Here is a 14,828-nt window from a genome sequence, read left to right on the forward strand (position 1 = left end):
TTGCGAGAGCTTGCGCTCAGGCGAAGATTTCTTCGACGGTCAGGCCGCGCTTGGCAGCCACATCGGACGCGGTCGTCGAGTTCTTCAACCCGTCGAGCGTGGCGCGAACCATGTTGTAGGGGTTCGACGAACCATGGCTCTTGGCCACGATGTCGGTGATGCCCATGACTTCGAACACGGCGCGCATCGGGCCGCCGGCGATGATGCCAGTACCCTTCGGGGCGGGGATCATGACGACCGAAGCGGCGCCATGGTGACCCGTCACGCGGTGATGCAGCGTGCCGTTCTTGATCGGAGCCTTGAACAGGTTGCGACGGGCTTCTTCCATTGCCTTCTGCACTGCAGCAGGCACTTCCTTCGACTTGCCCTTGCCCATGCCAACGCGGCCGTCGCCGTCGCCCACGACGGTGAGTGCTGCGAAACCGAGGATACGACCACCCTTCACCACCTTGGTGACGCGGTTGATCGCGATCATCTTCTCGCGCAAACCGTCTTCAGGGCCTTCGTTCTGCGTTCTTGCTTGAATCTTTGCCATTTTGAATCTCGTGTCCGGTTAGAACTGCAGACCGGCTTCGCGAGCCGCCTCGGCCAGCGCCTTGACGCGGCCGTGGTACGCAAAACCTGCGCGGTCGAAGGCGACCTTCTCGACGCCGGCAGCCTTCGCCTTTTCAGCGATGCGCTTGCCGACGGCGGTCGCAGCAGCGGCATTGCCGCCCTTGCCCGAACCGCCGAGCGAGGTACGCACTTCGGCTTCGGCCGTCGATGCGGTTGCAATCACCTTGGTGCCGTCGTCGGAGATGACGGTGGCGTAGATGTGCAGGTTGGTGCGGTTCACCGTCAGACGGGCCACGCCCTGCGTCGCGATGCGGATGCGGGTCTGGCGCGAGCGGCGAAGACGCTGTGCTTTTTTGGTCAACATCATTTTGCTGCCCCTTACTTCTTCTTGGTCTCTTTGATCACGATCTTCTCGTCCGAATAACGGATGCCCTTGCCCTTGTAAGGCTCAGGCGGACGAACAGCGCGGATCTCAGCGGCGATTTGACCAACGCGCTGACGGTCAGCACCCTTGATCACGATTTCGGTCGGGGTCGCGGTGGCCACCGTGATGCCTTGAGGCATGTCGATGTTGACCGGGTGCGAGTAACCGACTTGCAGGTTCAACTTGTTGTTGGAGGCTGCAGCCTTGTAGCCGACGCCGACCAGGTTGAGCTTCTTCTCGAAGCCCTTGGTCACGCCAACCACCATGTTGTTCACCAGCTGGCGGATCGTGCCGCTCATCGCATTCGCTTCACGCGATTCGTTGGCGGGTTCGAAATTCAGCTTGCCGTCATTGCTGACGATCTTGACCAGTGCATTGCGCGCGAGGTTGAGCGTGCCGCCCGTGCCCTTGACGCTGATCTGGTCTTCCTTGATCGACACATCCACGCCAGCGGGGATGGTGATCGGCATTTTTCCTACTCGGGACATTTCAGTGACTCCTCGATGTCTCGGTTAGGCGACGTAGCACAGAACTTCGCCGCCGACACCGGTGGCGCGCGCCTTGCGGTCGGTCATCACGCCCTGGGGGGTCGTGACGATCGCAACGCCGAGGCCGTTCTGGACTTGCGGAATGGACGAGCTTGCCTTGTAGACGCGCAGGCCGGGGCGGCTCACGCGCTCGATGCGCTCGATGACCGGACGGCCAGCGTAGTACTTCAGAACAATTTCAAGTTCGCTCTTGCCGGCTTCGGTCTTGACCTGGAAGCCGTCGATGTAGCCTTCGTCCTTCAGGACTTGTGCGATCGCGACCTTCACCTTGGAAGACGGGACCGACACGGTGGGCTTCGCCACCATCTGCGCGTTACGGATACGCGTCAGCAGGTCGGCAATGGGATCACTCATGCTCATGTTGTTTGCTCCTGCCTGGCTTACCAGCTGGCCTTGGTGACACCGGGGATGTCGCCAGCGAAGGCCAGTTCACGGATCTTGGCGCGAGCCAGACCGAATTGACGGAAGGTGCCACGGGGGCGACCAGTGATTTCGCAACGGTTGCGCTGACGCGTGGGGTTCGCGTTGCGCGGGAGCTTCTGCAGGCCCAGGCGGGCAGCAGCGCGCTCTTCGTCGGTCTTCTTCACGTCGTTGGAGATCGCCTTCAGTTCCGCGTGCTTCGCAGCGAACTTGGCAACCAGCTTGTCGCGCTTGAGTTCGCGCTGGATCAGGGATTGTTTTGCCATGATTCGCCTCAGTTCTTGAACGGGAAACGGAAACCAGCAAGAAGAGCCTTGGCTTCTTCGTCGGTCTTGGCCGTCGTCGTGATGCTGATATTGAGACCGCGCAGGGCGTCGACCTTGTCGTACTCGATCTCAGGGAAAATGATCTGTTCCTTGACGCCGATGTTGTAGTTGCCACGACCGTCGAAGGCACGACCCGAAATACCGCGGAAGTCACGAACGCGCGGCAGCGCGATGGTCACGAAACGGTCCAGGAATTCATACATCTGAACGCCGCGCAGCGTGACCATGCAGCCGATCGGTTGCATTTCGCGAATCTTGAAGCCGGCAATGGCCTTCTTCGACTTGGTCACCACGGGCTTCTGGCCAGCGATCTTGGTCAGGTCGGCGACAGCGTTGTCGAGAACCTTCTTGTCGGCGACTGCTTCACCCACGCCCATGTTGAGCGTGATCTTGGTGAGGCGCGGAACCTGCATCGGCGACTTGTAGCCGAACTTTTCCGTCAGGTCTTTCGCGATCTTTTCGCGATAGTGTTGTTGGAGACGTGCCATGTGAGTACCTCTTAGGCGAACTTGATTTCGTCGCCGCTCGACTTGAAGACGCGAACAGCCACGCGCTTGCCGTCGGCACCCTGGGTGATCTTGATGCCCACGCGATCGGCCTTGCCGGTCGCGGCATTGAAGATCGCCACGTTGGATTGGTGAATGGGCATGGACTTCTCGACGATGCCACCGGTCGTACCCTTGAGCGGGTTCGGCTTGGTGTGCTTCTTGACGAGGTTCAGGCCTTCGATGACGACGTGCGAGTCATCCTTGCGCAGCGAGATGACGCCCCGCTTGCCCTTGTCACGACCGGCCAACACGATGACCTGGTCGCCTTTGCGAATCTTGTTCATGGCGTTGTTGTCCTTACAGAACTTCGGGTGCCAGCGACACGATCTTCATGAACTTCTCGGTGCGCAGTTCGCGCGTGACCGGTCCGAAGATGCGGGTGCCGATGGGCTCCAGCTTGGCGTTGAGCAGCACGGCGGCATTGCCGTCGAACTTGACGAGCGAACCGTCGGCGCGACGGATGCCCTTGGCGGTACGGACCACCACTGCACTGTAGATCTCGCCCTTCTTGACGCGACCACGTGGAGCGGCTTCCTTGATGCTGACCTTGATGACGTCGCCCACGCTGGCATAACGCCGCTTGGAGCCACCGAGCACCTTGATACACAGGACGGATTTCGCGCCCGTGTTGTCGGCCACTTCGAGCCGGGATTCAGTTTGGATCATTTCTTGATATTCCCAACTTGTACCGATGTGCATCCAGGAGGGAGGCACCGCGGTCAGTCTTGGGCCCGTCGTCCATGCCTCGAACCACTCGAGGCACTTCCGCTTTGGGCTGAAAGCTTCGCCTTTTGAAAGCGAAGCCAGCGATTGTGGCACGCACTACTGCCGATGTCAACAACCCCATTACATCACCGCGCGCTGGTACTAGACTCCAGGCGGTGCGCGACGCCTTGAATTCCTACCTTCCCCAGCCGAAGCGTCGGCGCGTGCTGGCGGGCGCGGCCGGCCTGCTGGCGCTGGGCCTGGCCGGCTGCCAGAGTGCCGCGCCGAACCCGGACCCCGGCCGGCTGCGGCGCATCGCGGAGGCCCGCTGGGCGCACCGCTTCGATATAGAGGGCACCGTGGCCGGAGGCCTCTCGGGCATCGACTACGACCCAATCCGAGGTGAGTACCTGCTTATCAGCGATGATCGATCGGACCTCGCGCCTGTGCGCTACTACATCGCCCGATGGCCCCAGCCGCAGGCCGCGCGCCCCGAGCCCCTCGGCGTGGTGCAGCTGCAACGCCCCGGCGGCGGCCCCTGGCCCAACAGGCGCCGGGCGGTCGAGGGACTTCCGGTTCCCGACCCCGAGGCATTGCGGCTGCGGCCTGCAACCAACACCTTGCTGTGGACCAGCGAGGGCGACATCGCCCGCGGCTTCGGCCCGGCGCTGTACGAGTCGGCTCGCGACGGCCGCTTTCTGCGTGAATTCTCCCTTCCGGCCATGTTCAGGCCCGACCCCGCCCAGCGCCGCGGCCCGCGCGACAACCTGACGCTCGAAGGACTGGCCCTCACGCCCGATGGCCGCTTCGCCTGGCTCGGCATGGAAAACGCCCTGATCCAGGACGGCCCCGAGCCCACCACCGGCGCCCCAGGCGGGCCTTGCCGCTTCACCCGGATCGATCTGGAAACCGGCCAGGCCGACCGCCAGATCGCCTACGTTCCCGACGCCATCCCCCTGCGCCCGCTGATTCCCGGCAGCTACGCCGACAACGGCGTGAGCGAGATCCTGATGCTCGATGCGGACCGCATGCTGGTGCTGGAGCGCGCCTACGCCACCGGCGCCGGCAATTCGCTGCGCCTGTATGAAATCGACACCCGTGCCGCCAGCGATGTGCTCGCCATCGACGCACTGGCGCCGGGCAACCACCGGCCGGCGGCCAAGACCCTGGTGGCCGACTTCGCCGCGCTCGGCCTGTCACGCCTCGACAACACCGAGGGCATGTGCTGGGGACCACCCCTGCCCGATGGCAAGCGCATGCTGGTCGTCGTGAGCGACGACAATTTCAATCCGCTTCAAATCACCCAGTTCGCCGCCTTCGAATACGCCGACCGACCATGACCATCGCCGTGACCTTCCTGCCCCGCACCGGCCCCGCGCCGCTGCCCCCCGTCGCCTTCATCGGAGGCGGCAACATGGCCAGCGCCATCATTGGCGGCCTGATCCAGCAAGGCACCCCGGCGGATGCGTTCGAGGTGGTCGAGCCCTTCGAGGAGGCCCGCACCAAGCTGGCCCAGTCCTTCGGCATCGCCGCGAAGGCCGACGCAGGCGGGGCGCTGTCGCGCTGCGGGGTGGTGGTGTGGGCAGTCAAGCCCCAGGCCTTTGCCGAAGCAGCCCGTCGGGTGCGCGGCTTCACTGAAGACGCGCTGCACCTGAGCGTGGCCGCGGGCATCCCGTCCGACAGCATCGCCCGCTGGCTCGGAACGGAGCGCGTGGTGCGCGCCATGCCCAACACGCCGGCACTCGTGGGCAAAGGCATGACGGGCCTGTACGCCCGACCCGGCGTCGAAGGGGCCGACCGCTCGCTGGTCGGGCAGCTGCTGGCGCCGACCGGCGAGCTGATCTGGGTCGACGCCGAATCGGCACTCGACGCCGTGACCGCCATGTCAGGCTCGGGCCCGGCGTACGTCTTCTATTTCATCGAGGCGATGACCGAAGCCGGCGTCGAGATGGGCCTGACGCCCGAGCAGGCCCAGCGGCTGGCCATCGGCACCTTCACCGGCGCCTCGGCGCTGGCGCACAGCGCAACCGAACCGCCGTCGGTGCTGCGCGAGCGCGTGACCTCCAAGGGTGGCACCACGTACGCGGCCATCACCTCGCTGCAGCAGGCCGACGTGAAGGCGCAGTTCAAGACCGCGATCCGCGCCGCGCAGAAGCGCGCCGCCGAACTGGGCGAGGAATTCGGCCGCGGCTGATTTCAGGCCGGCGGCAGCGCGCCGGGCCCGAGGAAGAACAGCCACTCGGCGGCCAGCGTGACGGTGCCGTCTTCCAGTTCGAGCAGCACCTCCTCCTTCACCATGAAGCTGTCGCCGGGCTTGGGCGTCACGTCCACGATGCGCACGCGCGCCCGGAAGCGCGCGCCCACCGGCATCGGCCGCACGAAGCGCAGGCGGTCGAAGCCGTAGTTCAGCGCGTAGTTCGAATCGAAGGGCAGCAGCGTGCGCATGGCCTCACCGGTCAGCCGGACCAGGTGCGAGACCTGGAAGAAGCCCTGCACGATGGTGCCGCCGTAGTCCGCCTCGCGCGCCGCGCGCTCGGGATCGAGATGGATCCACTCGCCTTCGCCGTCGCCCGACAGCTCCGAATAGCGCTGGACCATCTCCTGCGTGATGAAGTGCCATCCGGAGAAGCCCTCCTGGCCGATCTTTCGCTTCAACTGTTCCAGCATGCGGGCACTCTCAGCGGACGGCGTAGCCGACCACTATGCCGGCGAACACCGTGAAGCCCAGCCAATGGTTCAGACGGAAGGCCTTGAAGCAGCCCTCGCGCGTGCGCTCGCGGATCAGCCGCCAGTGCCACAGCGCCTGCACCGCGGCCGCGGCGATGCCGGCGTAGAACAGCGTGCCCAGCGAGTTGCTCGCGCCGGCCCAGGTCCAGACTGCGAGGAAGATCGCGTAGCTCGCCATCACCGCCGCCACATCGAAGCGGCCGAAGGTGATGGCTGAGGTCTTCATGCCGATCTTGAGGTCGTCGTCGCGGTCGACCATCGCGTACTCGGTGTCGTAGGCCAGCACCCAGAACAGGTTGCCCGCCAGCAGCCACGCGGCGAAGACCGGCACGGCGGACTGCACCGCCGCGAAGGCCATCGGAATACCGAAGCTGAAGGCAATGCCCAGCACCGCCTGCGGAACCGAGACGAAGCGCTTGGCGAACGGGTAGATCAGCGTGATGGCCAATGCCGCGAACGACCACAGCACCGTCGTGCGGTTGGTCGTGAGCACCAGCCCGAAGGCCGCCAGCGCCAGCACCACGCCCAGCCCCAGCGCCTCCTTGACCGACATCGCGCCGCTGGTGACGGGCCGCTGCGCCGTGCGCTTCACATGGCGGTCGAAGTCGCGGTCGGCCACGTCGTTGACGCAGCAGCCCGCGCTGCGCATGAGGAAGGTGCCGAGCGTGAATACCACCAGCAGGTGCCAGCCGGGCCAGCCGCCCGCCGCGAACCAGAGCGCGCCCAGCGTGGGCCACAGCAGCAGCAGCCAACCCGCCGGACGGTTCCAGCGGATCAGGTCGAGGTACAACGCAAAACGCCCGCGAGGGGGCGCGGGCGCGGTGGTGGGGGGAGCGGACTCAGTCTTCAAGGAGCGAACGCAGCATCCAGGCCGTCTGATCGTGCACCGTGCAGCGCGCGGTCAGCATGTCGGCCGTCGGGTCGTCGCCTGCTTCTTCGGCGACCGGAATGAATTCGCGCGCGATGCGCGACACGGTTTCGTGGCCCTTCACCAGGATGCGCACCATCTCCATCGCCTTGGGCGGGGTCTGCGGCACGTCGGGCACGGTGGCGATCTTGCTGAACTCGGCGTACGAGCCCGGCGCATAGTGGCCCAGCGCGCGGATGCGCTCGGCCAGCACGTCGGTCGCGCCCCACAACTCGGTGTACTGGCCCATGAACATCGCATGCAGCGAGTTGAAGTGCGGGCCGGTCACGTTCCAGTGGAAATTGTGCGTGGTGAGGTAGAGCGTGTAGGTGTCGGCCAGCACGCGGCTCAGGCCTTCGGCGATGGCGGCGCGGTCCTGGCGCTCGATGCCGATGTTGATGATCGGCGCATTGCGGCTGCCCGACTCCTGCGCGACCACCGTGCCGCCCTTCTTGGGCACCTTGCCGGCGGAGGAGGCGGACGACGATTTCTTCGAGGCTTTGGCCATGGCGGGAAGTCTTTCTTCAAATTGGGAGGAGTGGACACCCCGATTCTGAAAGCCGGCATGCGGCTTCGCAACAGCGCCACTCTATCTCAGCGATCAACGATTCAGAACGGCCGGCGCGCAGGCCGACCCCGCAAATGCTGCTACGAAAGGCGCTTCACGCCCGGCAGCTCGCAGGCATAGATCGCGTTGCGCAGCGCCGCGATCGCCTCGTAGCGCGTGAAGGTGCGCCGCCATGCGAGCACCACGCGGCGCGTGGGTGGGTCGCGGTCCTGCGCGTCGCGCACCGGCAGGTAGCGCACCATCTGCTCGAGTTCCTTGCGGCCCTTGAGCTTGGGCTTGAGTGCATCGGCCGGCACCGACAGGCGCGGCACCAGCGTCACGCCCATGCCCGAGGCCACCATGTGCTTGATGGTCTCCAGCGACGAGCCTTCGAAGCTCTTGCGGATGCCCTCGGCGTTGCTGGAGAAGCGCGCGAACTCCGGGCACACCTCCAGCACGTGGTCGCGAAAACAGTGGCCGGTGCCCAGCAGCAGCATGGTCTCGCTCTGCAGTTCTTCCGAGGTGATCGATTCGCGGTCGGCCAACTTGTGCTTGTTGGGCAGAGCCGCCATGAAGGGCTCGTCGTACAGCGGCGCCATCGCGAGGCCGGTGTCGGGAAAGGGCTCGGCCATGATGGCGCAGTCGATCTCGCCGGCGCGCAGCATCTCGAGCAGCTTGACGGTGAAGTTCTCCTGCAGCACCAGCGGCATCTGCGGCGTGCGCGCGATCACCTGCCGCACGAGGTCGGGCAGCAGGTACGGCCCGATGGTGTAGATCACGCCCAGGTTCAGCGGACCGGCCAGCGGGTCTTTGCCGCGCTTGGCGATCTCCTTGATGCTGGCCGCCTGGTCGAGCACGCTCTGGGCCTGCTGCACGATCTGCTCGCCGAGCGGCGTGACGGTCACTTCGCCGGCGCTGCGCTCGAAGAGCTTGACTTCGAGCTCGTCCTCGAGCTTCTTGATCGCGACCGACAGGGTCGGCTGGGAAACGTAGCAGGCCTCGGCCGCCTTGCCGAAGTGCCGTTCGCGGGCCACTGCGACGATGTATTTGAGTTCGGTGAGAGTCATAGCTTGCGTCAATTATGCGCAAGGGTTTGTGACCCGACCGTATAGGGTTTTAGGAGCGCTCATCACGAGTCCCCTTCAAGCGGATATGGTCGACGAGATCAAGGGATTGGCCTTGCTGCTTGCCTCCCCCCGCTTCTGTCATTCCTGTCGATGGGGCACCACCGCGCGGTAGAGGCCCCTTCGACGGGAAACCGCTACTTCAAGGCAGCACCGCTTCCCGCGAGGTACTGCGCTGAAAGACGCGCGAACTGACCGCCATCCGTGCTGATCGAGGTCTGGTGGCTGCCTCCTGCGCTGAAGACGATCCCGAAGGTGTGCATGTCGCCGTATTCCTGGGTGTTGCGCAGCATGTAGTCGACGTGGTTGTCGCGGTAGTGCTGGTCGGTGCCGCCGGGCGTGTCGGAAGGCACGCCCATCGGTGTCTGCCACCACAGGATCGGCAGGCCGTTGCCCAGCGCCGCGCGGTAGTCCGAATACTGCTTCTGCGAATCGTGGAAGTTCGGGCTGGTCTTGTTGCTCGCGTCCCAATAGAACGGAGCGCTTCCGTTCTGGCATTCCGCGGGCGGCGATGCGGCTTCCCTGCAGCCCGCGTCACGGTCGCTGGTCTGGGCGACGATGAAGTCCGCCTGGTTCGCCCCGGCCGTGCGCATCTGGGCGGCAATCTCCGCAGGCGTACCGCTCCAGAAGGCGGGCGGGAATCCGAGCAGCGCCTTGGGCGCGACCTTCCGGCCCATCTGCACGAAGCACTGGCCGAGACCCGCGACGGTGTTCGGCAGCGTGCTGCATTCCGGCTGGCCGCTCACGGCGGCGGCCATCTTCGTCAGATCGCGACCAGGCGCCTGCGACGCGGCGAAGCCCCAGAAGTCCGGCTCTACATTGACCAGGGCAGGCTTGCCCCATTCCGCGATGCGCTGGTACATCAGCCGGACCTGCCCCCAGTACTTGTCCATGAAGGTCGCATCGCTGATGCCGCTCAGATTGCCCTCGCCGTTCGCCGTCATCTGGTAGAGCGTGAACATGGGAACCGCACCATAAGCCTCGGCGGCTTGCGCGGAGAAGGTGACGTAGGCCCCATCGGGACTGTTCCACGTGGGCCACGACCCCGCGCCGACGCCCACCAGATAGCGCTCCACGATGTCGGGGTGAATGTCCTGGCTCTTCATGTCGTCGATGGAAGTGGCGCCCAGGCCAACCAGCACGCGAGAGGGCTTGCCGAGCTTCGCGACCAGGGCGGCCGACGCTGCAACGGGGGCAGCGTCGCCGCCCGGGTTGCCCGTAGTGCCACCACCGGCCTGGGTACCACCGCCAGTCGTGCTGCCACTGCCGCCTTGGCTGCCGCTCTGGCCGGCATTGGATGGACCGCCGCTGCCGGACTGACCTGTCGGGCTGCCGACCAGCGCAACGCCGGCTCCGCTACCGCCCCCGCCTCCGCCGCCACAGCCGAAAAGCAGCAGCGAAGTCATCAATGCGCAAGCGCATCGTTGAGAAAGAATGTTCATGAGAGAAGTCTGGTAAATCGAAGGAAACACCGGCGCGACCGAGGAGGTGCGCGCCGGTTCTGGTTCAGGGTTGCCGGGTTCCCCGCGGCTTGTGATGGCCGCCGAGCTGGATTGAAGGTTGTGCAGCTGCCCTACGGCTGTCAGCGAGCCAGGTCCGCGATGAAGGCCGCGTCCTGCGCCCCGCTGTAGATGCGAAGGTCCTGCATCCGGCCCTTGAAGAACGGATCACCGCCGTACTGCGAGCGGCCCAGCCAGGTTTGCGTGGTATGGCCGAACTGGAAGGGCGGCATCCGGATCTCGCTCTCGCTGGCGACCGGCGAGCCGTCGACATAGAGAGTGCCCACGGTGCCGGAGAGCGTGACTGCCACATGCACCCAACGGCCGATGGGCAGCGCGCTCGCGGACGACACGGACTCTTCGTTCCAGAACTGCACGCGCGTGGACATGAAGCGGAGCTGGTCTTTGCCATCGCGCGGGATGACCGCCATGTAGGCCACGTCGTTGGAGCCGAAGTCGAAGATGCGCGTATTGACTGCAGAGGCATCCCAGTAGACCCACAGCGCGATCGTGAAATCGCCCAGGGCCGACACGGCCCCATCGGGCAGCGCGACATGACCGCTGCGGCCGTCGAGCTGCACCGCGCCTCCGCCCGTGCGTCCTTCGCCCCAGCTTGTGCCGCCCTTCAACTGGGCATGCAGGCCGTGGCCGCTGGCATCGTTGGCATCCCCGTTGAGCGGCAGGTGCAGCCACAGCTCGCCGGGGACAGCCACGCGCAGGGTCTGCGCGCCGGCGAGCTCGCCCTCGCCGGTCACGGCATCGATCCGGTAGTACCAGGTGCCTTGGGCGGGGCCGTCGGTGTAGGTGCGGGGATCAGTGACTTGCGAGAGGGTCGTGAACGGGCCGTCGGGCGAAGCGGCGCGCTGAACAAGGTAGTGCGTGGCGTCGGCACTGCCCCACCACGACAGCAGCACCTTGCCGCCGCTGAGGAACGCGCTCAGGCCGCTGGGTTTGGCGGCAGGGACCGGATCGCGCGCATAGAGCAGCGTGCCCAGGCCGGTGCTGTCGCCGCCATCGGCGCGCTCCGGCCGCACCTTGTCGACGATTGCCTTGGTCCACGGTGCCGCGAGGCCCTTGCGGTTCACGTAGTGGTTGTAGATGAGTTCCCAGCAGGGCCGCGGGCTTCCCGTCCCCGCCACCGCGGTGCCTGTGCCGAAGACGCCGGTGTACGGGGTGAACGGCATCGTGTATGGGTTGCCGTTGGCGTCGCTCAGGTTCGTCTGGGCGACGTACTCGGCGCCGGACAGCAGCCGGTTGTTCCAGTACCCGTAGAGGTCTTCGCCCTGGTTCCAGGCCATCTCGCACAGCGCGCCGGCCAGGGCGATGCCCAAGGTCGAGTGGCCCTGGTCGCGGTGGCTTTCCTGCCATTGGCCCAGATGGCCCGGGTGCACGAAATAGACGTTCTGGGCGCTCGCGCCGTTGCCCCGACCCGTCTTGTAGTACTTGACCGCTTCATCGGTCAGATCGAGCCGGTCGCAGAACACGCCTATCGCGTAGATGGAGCAGATGTTGCACAGGTCCCAGTTGGCCCAATAGTGTGTGACCTTTCGTGTCTCGGTGCCGTTGTGATTGACCAGGAAGTCGTGGCACAACGGATAGAACACCTTCAGCAGCATGGTCTGGAAACGGGTGACGTCCTCTGGCGCCCAGCCGGCATAGGTGCGCATCAGCTCGGCGGCATCGGCCCATTGGTAGCCATAGAGGCCCGAGGCGAGGAAGACGTTCGAGTTGCCACCCAGCTTGGTCAGGGTCGACGACCAGGCGTTGAGAAACTCCACCGCCTTCCTGGCGTAGTCTTCATCGCCCGTGATCTTCCAGCGCAGCGCGAGGTGAAGGGCACGCTGCATGTCGACGATCATCTGGCCGAAGTTCTGCCCGTCGACGCCGCGGATCACGGTCTCCAGGGGGAACGGCTTCGCATCGAGGTTGGCGCGGCGGCCGTTGAGCAGCATGTTCCAGCCAGCGACCCAGGGCTGCTCGCTGGCGGCCAGCTTGTCCCGGATGCGTTTCAGGTCGGCCTCCGTGTGCAGCAGGCCGGGGTGGGTGAGCTTCCTCACTTGCGTCGGAGGAGCCGTCGGGTCAGGCGCGACGGGATCGGCGGCAGTGACAGGATCGGTGGCAGCGACAGCGCCAGTGGCATCGGGAGTTGCACCCGATATCTGTTGTTGCGACTGCTGCTGCGCGGGAATCCCCCCTACCGTCGAAAACCCTCCGCCTCCCCCGCCGCAACCTGCGGTGCCCAGGGCCAAGGCGCCCGCGGCGCCGAGAAAGAAAACACGGCGATCCAGCAGGAAGTCATTCCCGTCGTCGTTCAGTGGATGTGTCATCTATCGCAAATATGTAAAAAACAGATTCCGCAAAGTGCATGCCACGCGCTTGCATGGCTCCACGAAGCGATCTCGTTAGCACGGATGAATACATTGCGCGCGCTGCCACGGCTGCTACACGCGCATGAGTGACGTGCGTTGTCACATCGAATGTCCAGGCAAGTCAGAAATGTCAGCGAGGTGCCCGAACTGCAGGCTCAACATGAATCCTGGCGGGCATCGGCATGCACGAACTGGACGACGGATTGGATGAGCCTTGTCGCGCTGACTGGCTCGAACGTCTAGACAGGCATGACCGCCATCAGTGTGACGCACCGAAGGGACGGTAACGAGCATTCGAATGGCTCTAAAAATGAGCGGCTGAATCTCATTTTTTGAACATATCGAGAAAACCGAAGGGAAAGTTTGACTCCACAGTGGATGCACATCTGGAGCAATTGCAATCGTGGGTCGGACGCGACGAGCGGTTCGAGCACGACCTGCGAGGGTGCCGCACCTGCGATCGCGGAAGCGATCGAAGGTCGCTCGCACAAAGGATGCAATCGGATCTGGCGCGCTGGCGTCGGGTCGTGAGCCAGGCCGGCATTGCGCCGAAGGAGCAGCGTCAGTTCGCCCTGGACTGACGCGTCGCCGATACGGGCACGCACCCGACCCCGACGACGAGCATCTTCAACCGTGTCGTGGCGATTCGGATCTACTGCGGCAGCTCGCCCGCCGGGCGCTCCAGCCATTTCATCGACAACTTGTCCAGTTCGCCGTTCTTCTTCGCCTCGTCGATGATGCCGTTCACCCTCAGCCGCAATGAATCCTCACCCTTGGCCACCCCGATGTAGTTCGGGCTCTCTTTCAACAGCAGCTTGTAGGTGATGCCGAGCGAGGGATTGCTGCTCATGACGGTGTTCGCGACGGATGCCCCCGTGGCGATCAATTGGGCCTGTCCGGACACGAAGGCCGCGACGGTTCTGGTGTTGTCGTCGAAGCGCCTGATATCGGCACCCGCTGGCGCAACCTTGTTGAGTTCCTGGTCTTCGACCGAGCCGCGCGTGACTGCGATCGACTTGCCCGACAGGTCGGCGAAGTTCTTGATGCTCAAGGTCTTCGCACCGAAGATGGCTTGATAGAAAGGCGAATACGCGGCGGCAAAGTCGATCTGCTTCTCGCGATCCGGATTCTTTCCCAAGGTGGCGATGACCAATGCAGCTTTTCTTTTCTGCAGATATGGAATGCGATTGGCACTGGTCACGGGTATCAGGTCGACCTCCACGCCGAGCTTGGCCCCGATGTAGTTGGCCATGTCGATGTCCAGGCCATGCATCTTGAAGTCCCGGTCCATGGATCCATAAGGCGGGAAATCAGGAGGCACCCCGATTGCGATCTTCTTGTTCTTCAGGATGGTTTCCAACGCGCTTTGCGCATGGACTGCGCCGGTTGCCATGAGACCGCTGAGCGCGAGTCCCAGAACGATTTGCAATCTGCTGAATTTCATGATTCCTGAACAAAGAAGAGTAGTTGTGGGTTTGATCTCGAGCGCACGCCTGGTCGCCAAATGGCCGTGCCATCCCCGAGCCGCATGAATCATGCCAGTGGTATACAAGGCTCATGCACCCATGTCGAAAACAAATGTGGTGCGCAAGATGCGAGCCGCCCCGATTCGGGGACCGTCGCCCCATATTGGGGCCATCCCGAAGGGCCGTTTCGCGACGCTGGCACGCGATAGCGTCCTGGTGCTTATTTCCCGGAAGCGGGTCGAGCATTCCAGCTTGTAGCCGGCGCAAGGCTCGAGGCCATCCGCCCCTCATCTCGCGCCGCTGGCTCGGCGTGTTCCTTGTTCTGCGCAAAGCCCTCGGCCTCTTCACCACCTGCAGCCGGCACGCGGAACCGCGACGCATACGCCCACGCAGCGCCACGCCGATGCAGGGCGAACGCCCTCATGCCTTGATGGCGTCGCGATCCCCGGCCACGAGGGACCGCGGCCGCATGTCGGTCCAGTTCGCCTCGATGAAAGCGCTGCAGGCCGCCCTGTCGGTCGCGGCCAGCGCAATCTCCCAGCCGGTGGGCACTGCAATGAAGCTCGGCCACAGCGAGTGCTGTCCTTCTTCATTGACCAGCACGAGGAAGGTGGCGTTCTTGTCGTCAAACGGATTGCTCATCGTCGATTTCCTTGCAGAGAT

18 protein-coding genes are annotated in these 14,828 nt (G+C 64.6%); 2 read left to right on the top strand and 16 right to left on the bottom strand.

Annotated elements, in window-relative coordinates; all coding sequences use genetic code 11:
* Nucleotides 1-16: 16 nt before the first annotated feature.
* From rpsE to rplN, 8 genes are read right to left on the bottom strand one after another with little or no spacing between them, the layout of a single operon-like run.
* Nucleotides 17-535: a 30S ribosomal protein S5 gene (gene rpsE, locus ACCC97_RS06265; RefSeq protein ID WP_009124813.1), complete on the bottom strand. Its 519-nt coding sequence runs from the start codon at nucleotides 533-535 to the stop codon at nucleotides 17-19.
* Between the two features lie 18 nt (nucleotides 536-553).
* Complete coding sequence (gene rplR, locus ACCC97_RS06270) at nucleotides 554-919, bottom strand: 50S ribosomal protein L18 (protein ID WP_042672913.1); 366 nt, start codon at nucleotides 917-919, stop codon at nucleotides 554-556.
* A 14-nt stretch (nucleotides 920-933) separates the two neighbouring features.
* The gene (gene rplF, locus ACCC97_RS06275; protein ID WP_009124809.1) at nucleotides 934-1,467 is read right to left on the bottom strand and encodes a 50S ribosomal protein L6; all 534 of its coding nucleotides are present in this window, start codon (nucleotides 1,465-1,467) and stop codon (nucleotides 934-936) included.
* Between the two features lie 24 nt (nucleotides 1,468-1,491).
* On the bottom strand, nucleotides 1,492-1,887 hold the full coding sequence (gene rpsH, locus ACCC97_RS06280) for a 30S ribosomal protein S8 (RefSeq protein ID WP_009124808.1): 396 nt from the start codon (nucleotides 1,885-1,887) through the stop codon (nucleotides 1,492-1,494).
* 20 nt (nucleotides 1,888-1,907) lie between these two features.
* Nucleotides 1,908-2,213: a 30S ribosomal protein S14 gene (gene rpsN / locus ACCC97_RS06285; RefSeq protein WP_009124806.1), complete on the bottom strand. Its 306-nt coding sequence runs from the start codon at nucleotides 2,211-2,213 to the stop codon at nucleotides 1,908-1,910.
* Between the two features lie 8 nt (nucleotides 2,214-2,221).
* A complete protein-coding gene (gene rplE, locus ACCC97_RS06290) occupies nucleotides 2,222-2,761 on the bottom strand; it encodes a 50S ribosomal protein L5 (RefSeq protein WP_009124804.1) in 540 nt (179 codons plus the stop codon).
* An 11-nt stretch (nucleotides 2,762-2,772) separates the two neighbouring features.
* Entirely contained in the window at nucleotides 2,773-3,105 is a 333-nt protein-coding gene (rplX, locus tag ACCC97_RS06295) for a 50S ribosomal protein L24 (protein ID WP_009124803.1), read from the bottom strand.
* 13 nt (nucleotides 3,106-3,118) lie between these two features.
* Nucleotides 3,119-3,487: a 50S ribosomal protein L14 gene (gene rplN / locus ACCC97_RS06300; RefSeq protein ID WP_009124801.1), complete on the bottom strand. Its 369-nt coding sequence runs from the start codon at nucleotides 3,485-3,487 to the stop codon at nucleotides 3,119-3,121.
* A gap of 227 nt (nucleotides 3,488-3,714) precedes the next feature.
* Between rplN and ACCC97_RS06305 the strand changes: the two genes are divergently transcribed.
* Together ACCC97_RS06305 and proC are read left to right on the top strand one after the other, a co-directional pair.
* A complete protein-coding gene (locus ACCC97_RS06305; RefSeq protein ID WP_009124799.1) occupies nucleotides 3,715-4,866 on the top strand; it encodes an esterase-like activity of phytase family protein in 1,152 nt (383 codons plus the stop codon).
* The gene (proC, locus tag ACCC97_RS06310) at nucleotides 4,863-5,720 is read left to right on the top strand and encodes a pyrroline-5-carboxylate reductase (protein ID WP_413331879.1); all 858 of its coding nucleotides are present in this window, start codon (nucleotides 4,863-4,865) and stop codon (nucleotides 5,718-5,720) included. The genes ACCC97_RS06305 and proC overlap by 4 nt, the downstream gene beginning before the upstream one ends.
* Nucleotides 5,721-5,722: 2 nt before the next feature.
* Here the strand turns inward: proC and ACCC97_RS06315 are convergent, their stop codons facing one another.
* The 8 genes from ACCC97_RS06315 to ACCC97_RS06350 form a co-directional block, all read right to left on the bottom strand.
* Nucleotides 5,723-6,193, bottom strand: coding sequence for a MaoC/PaaZ C-terminal domain-containing protein (locus tag ACCC97_RS06315; protein WP_413331880.1), 471 nt, complete (start codon nucleotides 6,191-6,193; stop codon nucleotides 5,723-5,725).
* Between the two features lie 10 nt (nucleotides 6,194-6,203).
* Nucleotides 6,204-7,103, bottom strand: a complete 900-nt coding sequence (ubiA, locus tag ACCC97_RS06320; protein ID WP_413331882.1) for a 4-hydroxybenzoate octaprenyltransferase — start codon at nucleotides 7,101-7,103, stop codon at nucleotides 6,204-6,206.
* Entirely contained in the window at nucleotides 7,093-7,668 is a 576-nt protein-coding gene (locus ACCC97_RS06325; RefSeq protein WP_009124795.1) for a Dps family protein, read from the bottom strand. Before ACCC97_RS06325 ends, ubiA begins: the two co-directional genes overlap by 11 nt.
* 140 nt (nucleotides 7,669-7,808) lie before the next feature.
* Nucleotides 7,809-8,774 carry a LysR substrate-binding domain-containing protein gene (locus tag ACCC97_RS06330; RefSeq protein WP_009124794.1) on the bottom strand — a complete coding sequence of 322 codons (966 nt, stop codon included), beginning with the start codon at nucleotides 8,772-8,774 and terminating at the stop codon, nucleotides 7,809-7,811.
* A 194-nt stretch (nucleotides 8,775-8,968) separates the two neighbouring features.
* On the bottom strand, nucleotides 8,969-10,273 hold the full coding sequence (locus ACCC97_RS06335; protein ID WP_272943555.1) for a hypothetical protein: 1,305 nt from the start codon (nucleotides 10,271-10,273) through the stop codon (nucleotides 8,969-8,971).
* 140 nt (nucleotides 10,274-10,413) lie between these two features.
* The gene (locus ACCC97_RS06340) at nucleotides 10,414-12,387 is read right to left on the bottom strand and encodes a LamG-like jellyroll fold domain-containing protein (protein ID WP_413331883.1); all 1,974 of its coding nucleotides are present in this window, start codon (nucleotides 12,385-12,387) and stop codon (nucleotides 10,414-10,416) included.
* A 964-nt stretch (nucleotides 12,388-13,351) separates the two neighbouring features.
* Nucleotides 13,352-14,143: a transporter substrate-binding domain-containing protein gene (locus ACCC97_RS06345; protein ID WP_413331884.1), complete on the bottom strand. Its 792-nt coding sequence runs from the start codon at nucleotides 14,141-14,143 to the stop codon at nucleotides 13,352-13,354.
* Between the two features lie 442 nt (nucleotides 14,144-14,585).
* Complete coding sequence (locus ACCC97_RS06350) at nucleotides 14,586-14,807, bottom strand: MbtH family protein (RefSeq protein WP_413331885.1); 222 nt, start codon at nucleotides 14,805-14,807, stop codon at nucleotides 14,586-14,588.
* Between the last annotated feature and the right edge of the window lie 21 nt (nucleotides 14,808-14,828).

It is taken from the genome of Variovorax sp. Varisp85 (assembly GCF_047304045.1).
GTDB lineage: Bacteria > Pseudomonadota > Gammaproteobacteria > Burkholderiales > Burkholderiaceae_C > Variovorax.

Excerpts from the sequence above, each read along its gene's own strand:
- rplE (WP_009124804.1), bottom strand. The coding sequence starts at position 2,761 with ATGGCACGTCTCCAACAACACTATCGCGAAAAGATCGCGAAAGACCTG.
- ACCC97_RS06315 (WP_413331880.1), bottom strand. The coding sequence starts at position 6,193 with ATGCTGGAACAGTTGAAGCGAAAGATCGGCCAGGAGGGCTTCTCCGGA.
- rplF (WP_009124809.1), bottom strand. The coding sequence starts at position 1,467 with ATGTCCCGAGTAGGAAAAATGCCGATCACCATCCCCGCTGGCGTGGAT.
- proC (WP_413331879.1), top strand. The coding sequence starts at position 4,863 with ATGACCATCGCCGTGACCTTCCTGCCCCGCACCGGCCCCGCGCCGCTG.
- rplR (WP_042672913.1), bottom strand. The coding sequence starts at position 919 with ATGTTGACCAAAAAAGCACAGCGTCTTCGCCGCTCGCGCCAGACCCGC.
- rpsE (WP_009124813.1), bottom strand. The coding sequence starts at position 535 with ATGGCAAAGATTCAAGCAAGAACGCAGAACGAAGGCCCTGAAGACGGT.
- ACCC97_RS06350 (WP_413331885.1), bottom strand. The coding sequence starts at position 14,807 with ATGAGCAATCCGTTTGACGACAAGAACGCCACCTTCCTCGTGCTGGTC.
- ACCC97_RS06345 (WP_413331884.1), bottom strand. The coding sequence starts at position 14,143 with ATGAAATTCAGCAGATTGCAAATCGTTCTGGGACTCGCGCTCAGCGGT.
- ACCC97_RS06335 (WP_272943555.1), bottom strand. The coding sequence starts at position 10,273 with ATGAACATTCTTTCTCAACGATGCGCTTGCGCATTGATGACTTCGCTG.
- rplN (WP_009124801.1), bottom strand. The coding sequence starts at position 3,487 with ATGATCCAAACTGAATCCCGGCTCGAAGTGGCCGACAACACGGGCGCG.
- ACCC97_RS06325 (WP_009124795.1), bottom strand. The coding sequence starts at position 7,668 with ATGGCCAAAGCCTCGAAGAAATCGTCGTCCGCCTCCTCCGCCGGCAAG.
- ACCC97_RS06330 (WP_009124794.1), bottom strand. The coding sequence starts at position 8,774 with ATGACTCTCACCGAACTCAAATACATCGTCGCAGTGGCCCGCGAACGG.
- rplX (WP_009124803.1), bottom strand. The coding sequence starts at position 3,105 with ATGAACAAGATTCGCAAAGGCGACCAGGTCATCGTGTTGGCCGGTCGT.
- rpsH (WP_009124808.1), bottom strand. The coding sequence starts at position 1,887 with ATGAGCATGAGTGATCCCATTGCCGACCTGCTGACGCGTATCCGTAAC.
- rpsN (WP_009124806.1), bottom strand. The coding sequence starts at position 2,213 with ATGGCAAAACAATCCCTGATCCAGCGCGAACTCAAGCGCGACAAGCTG.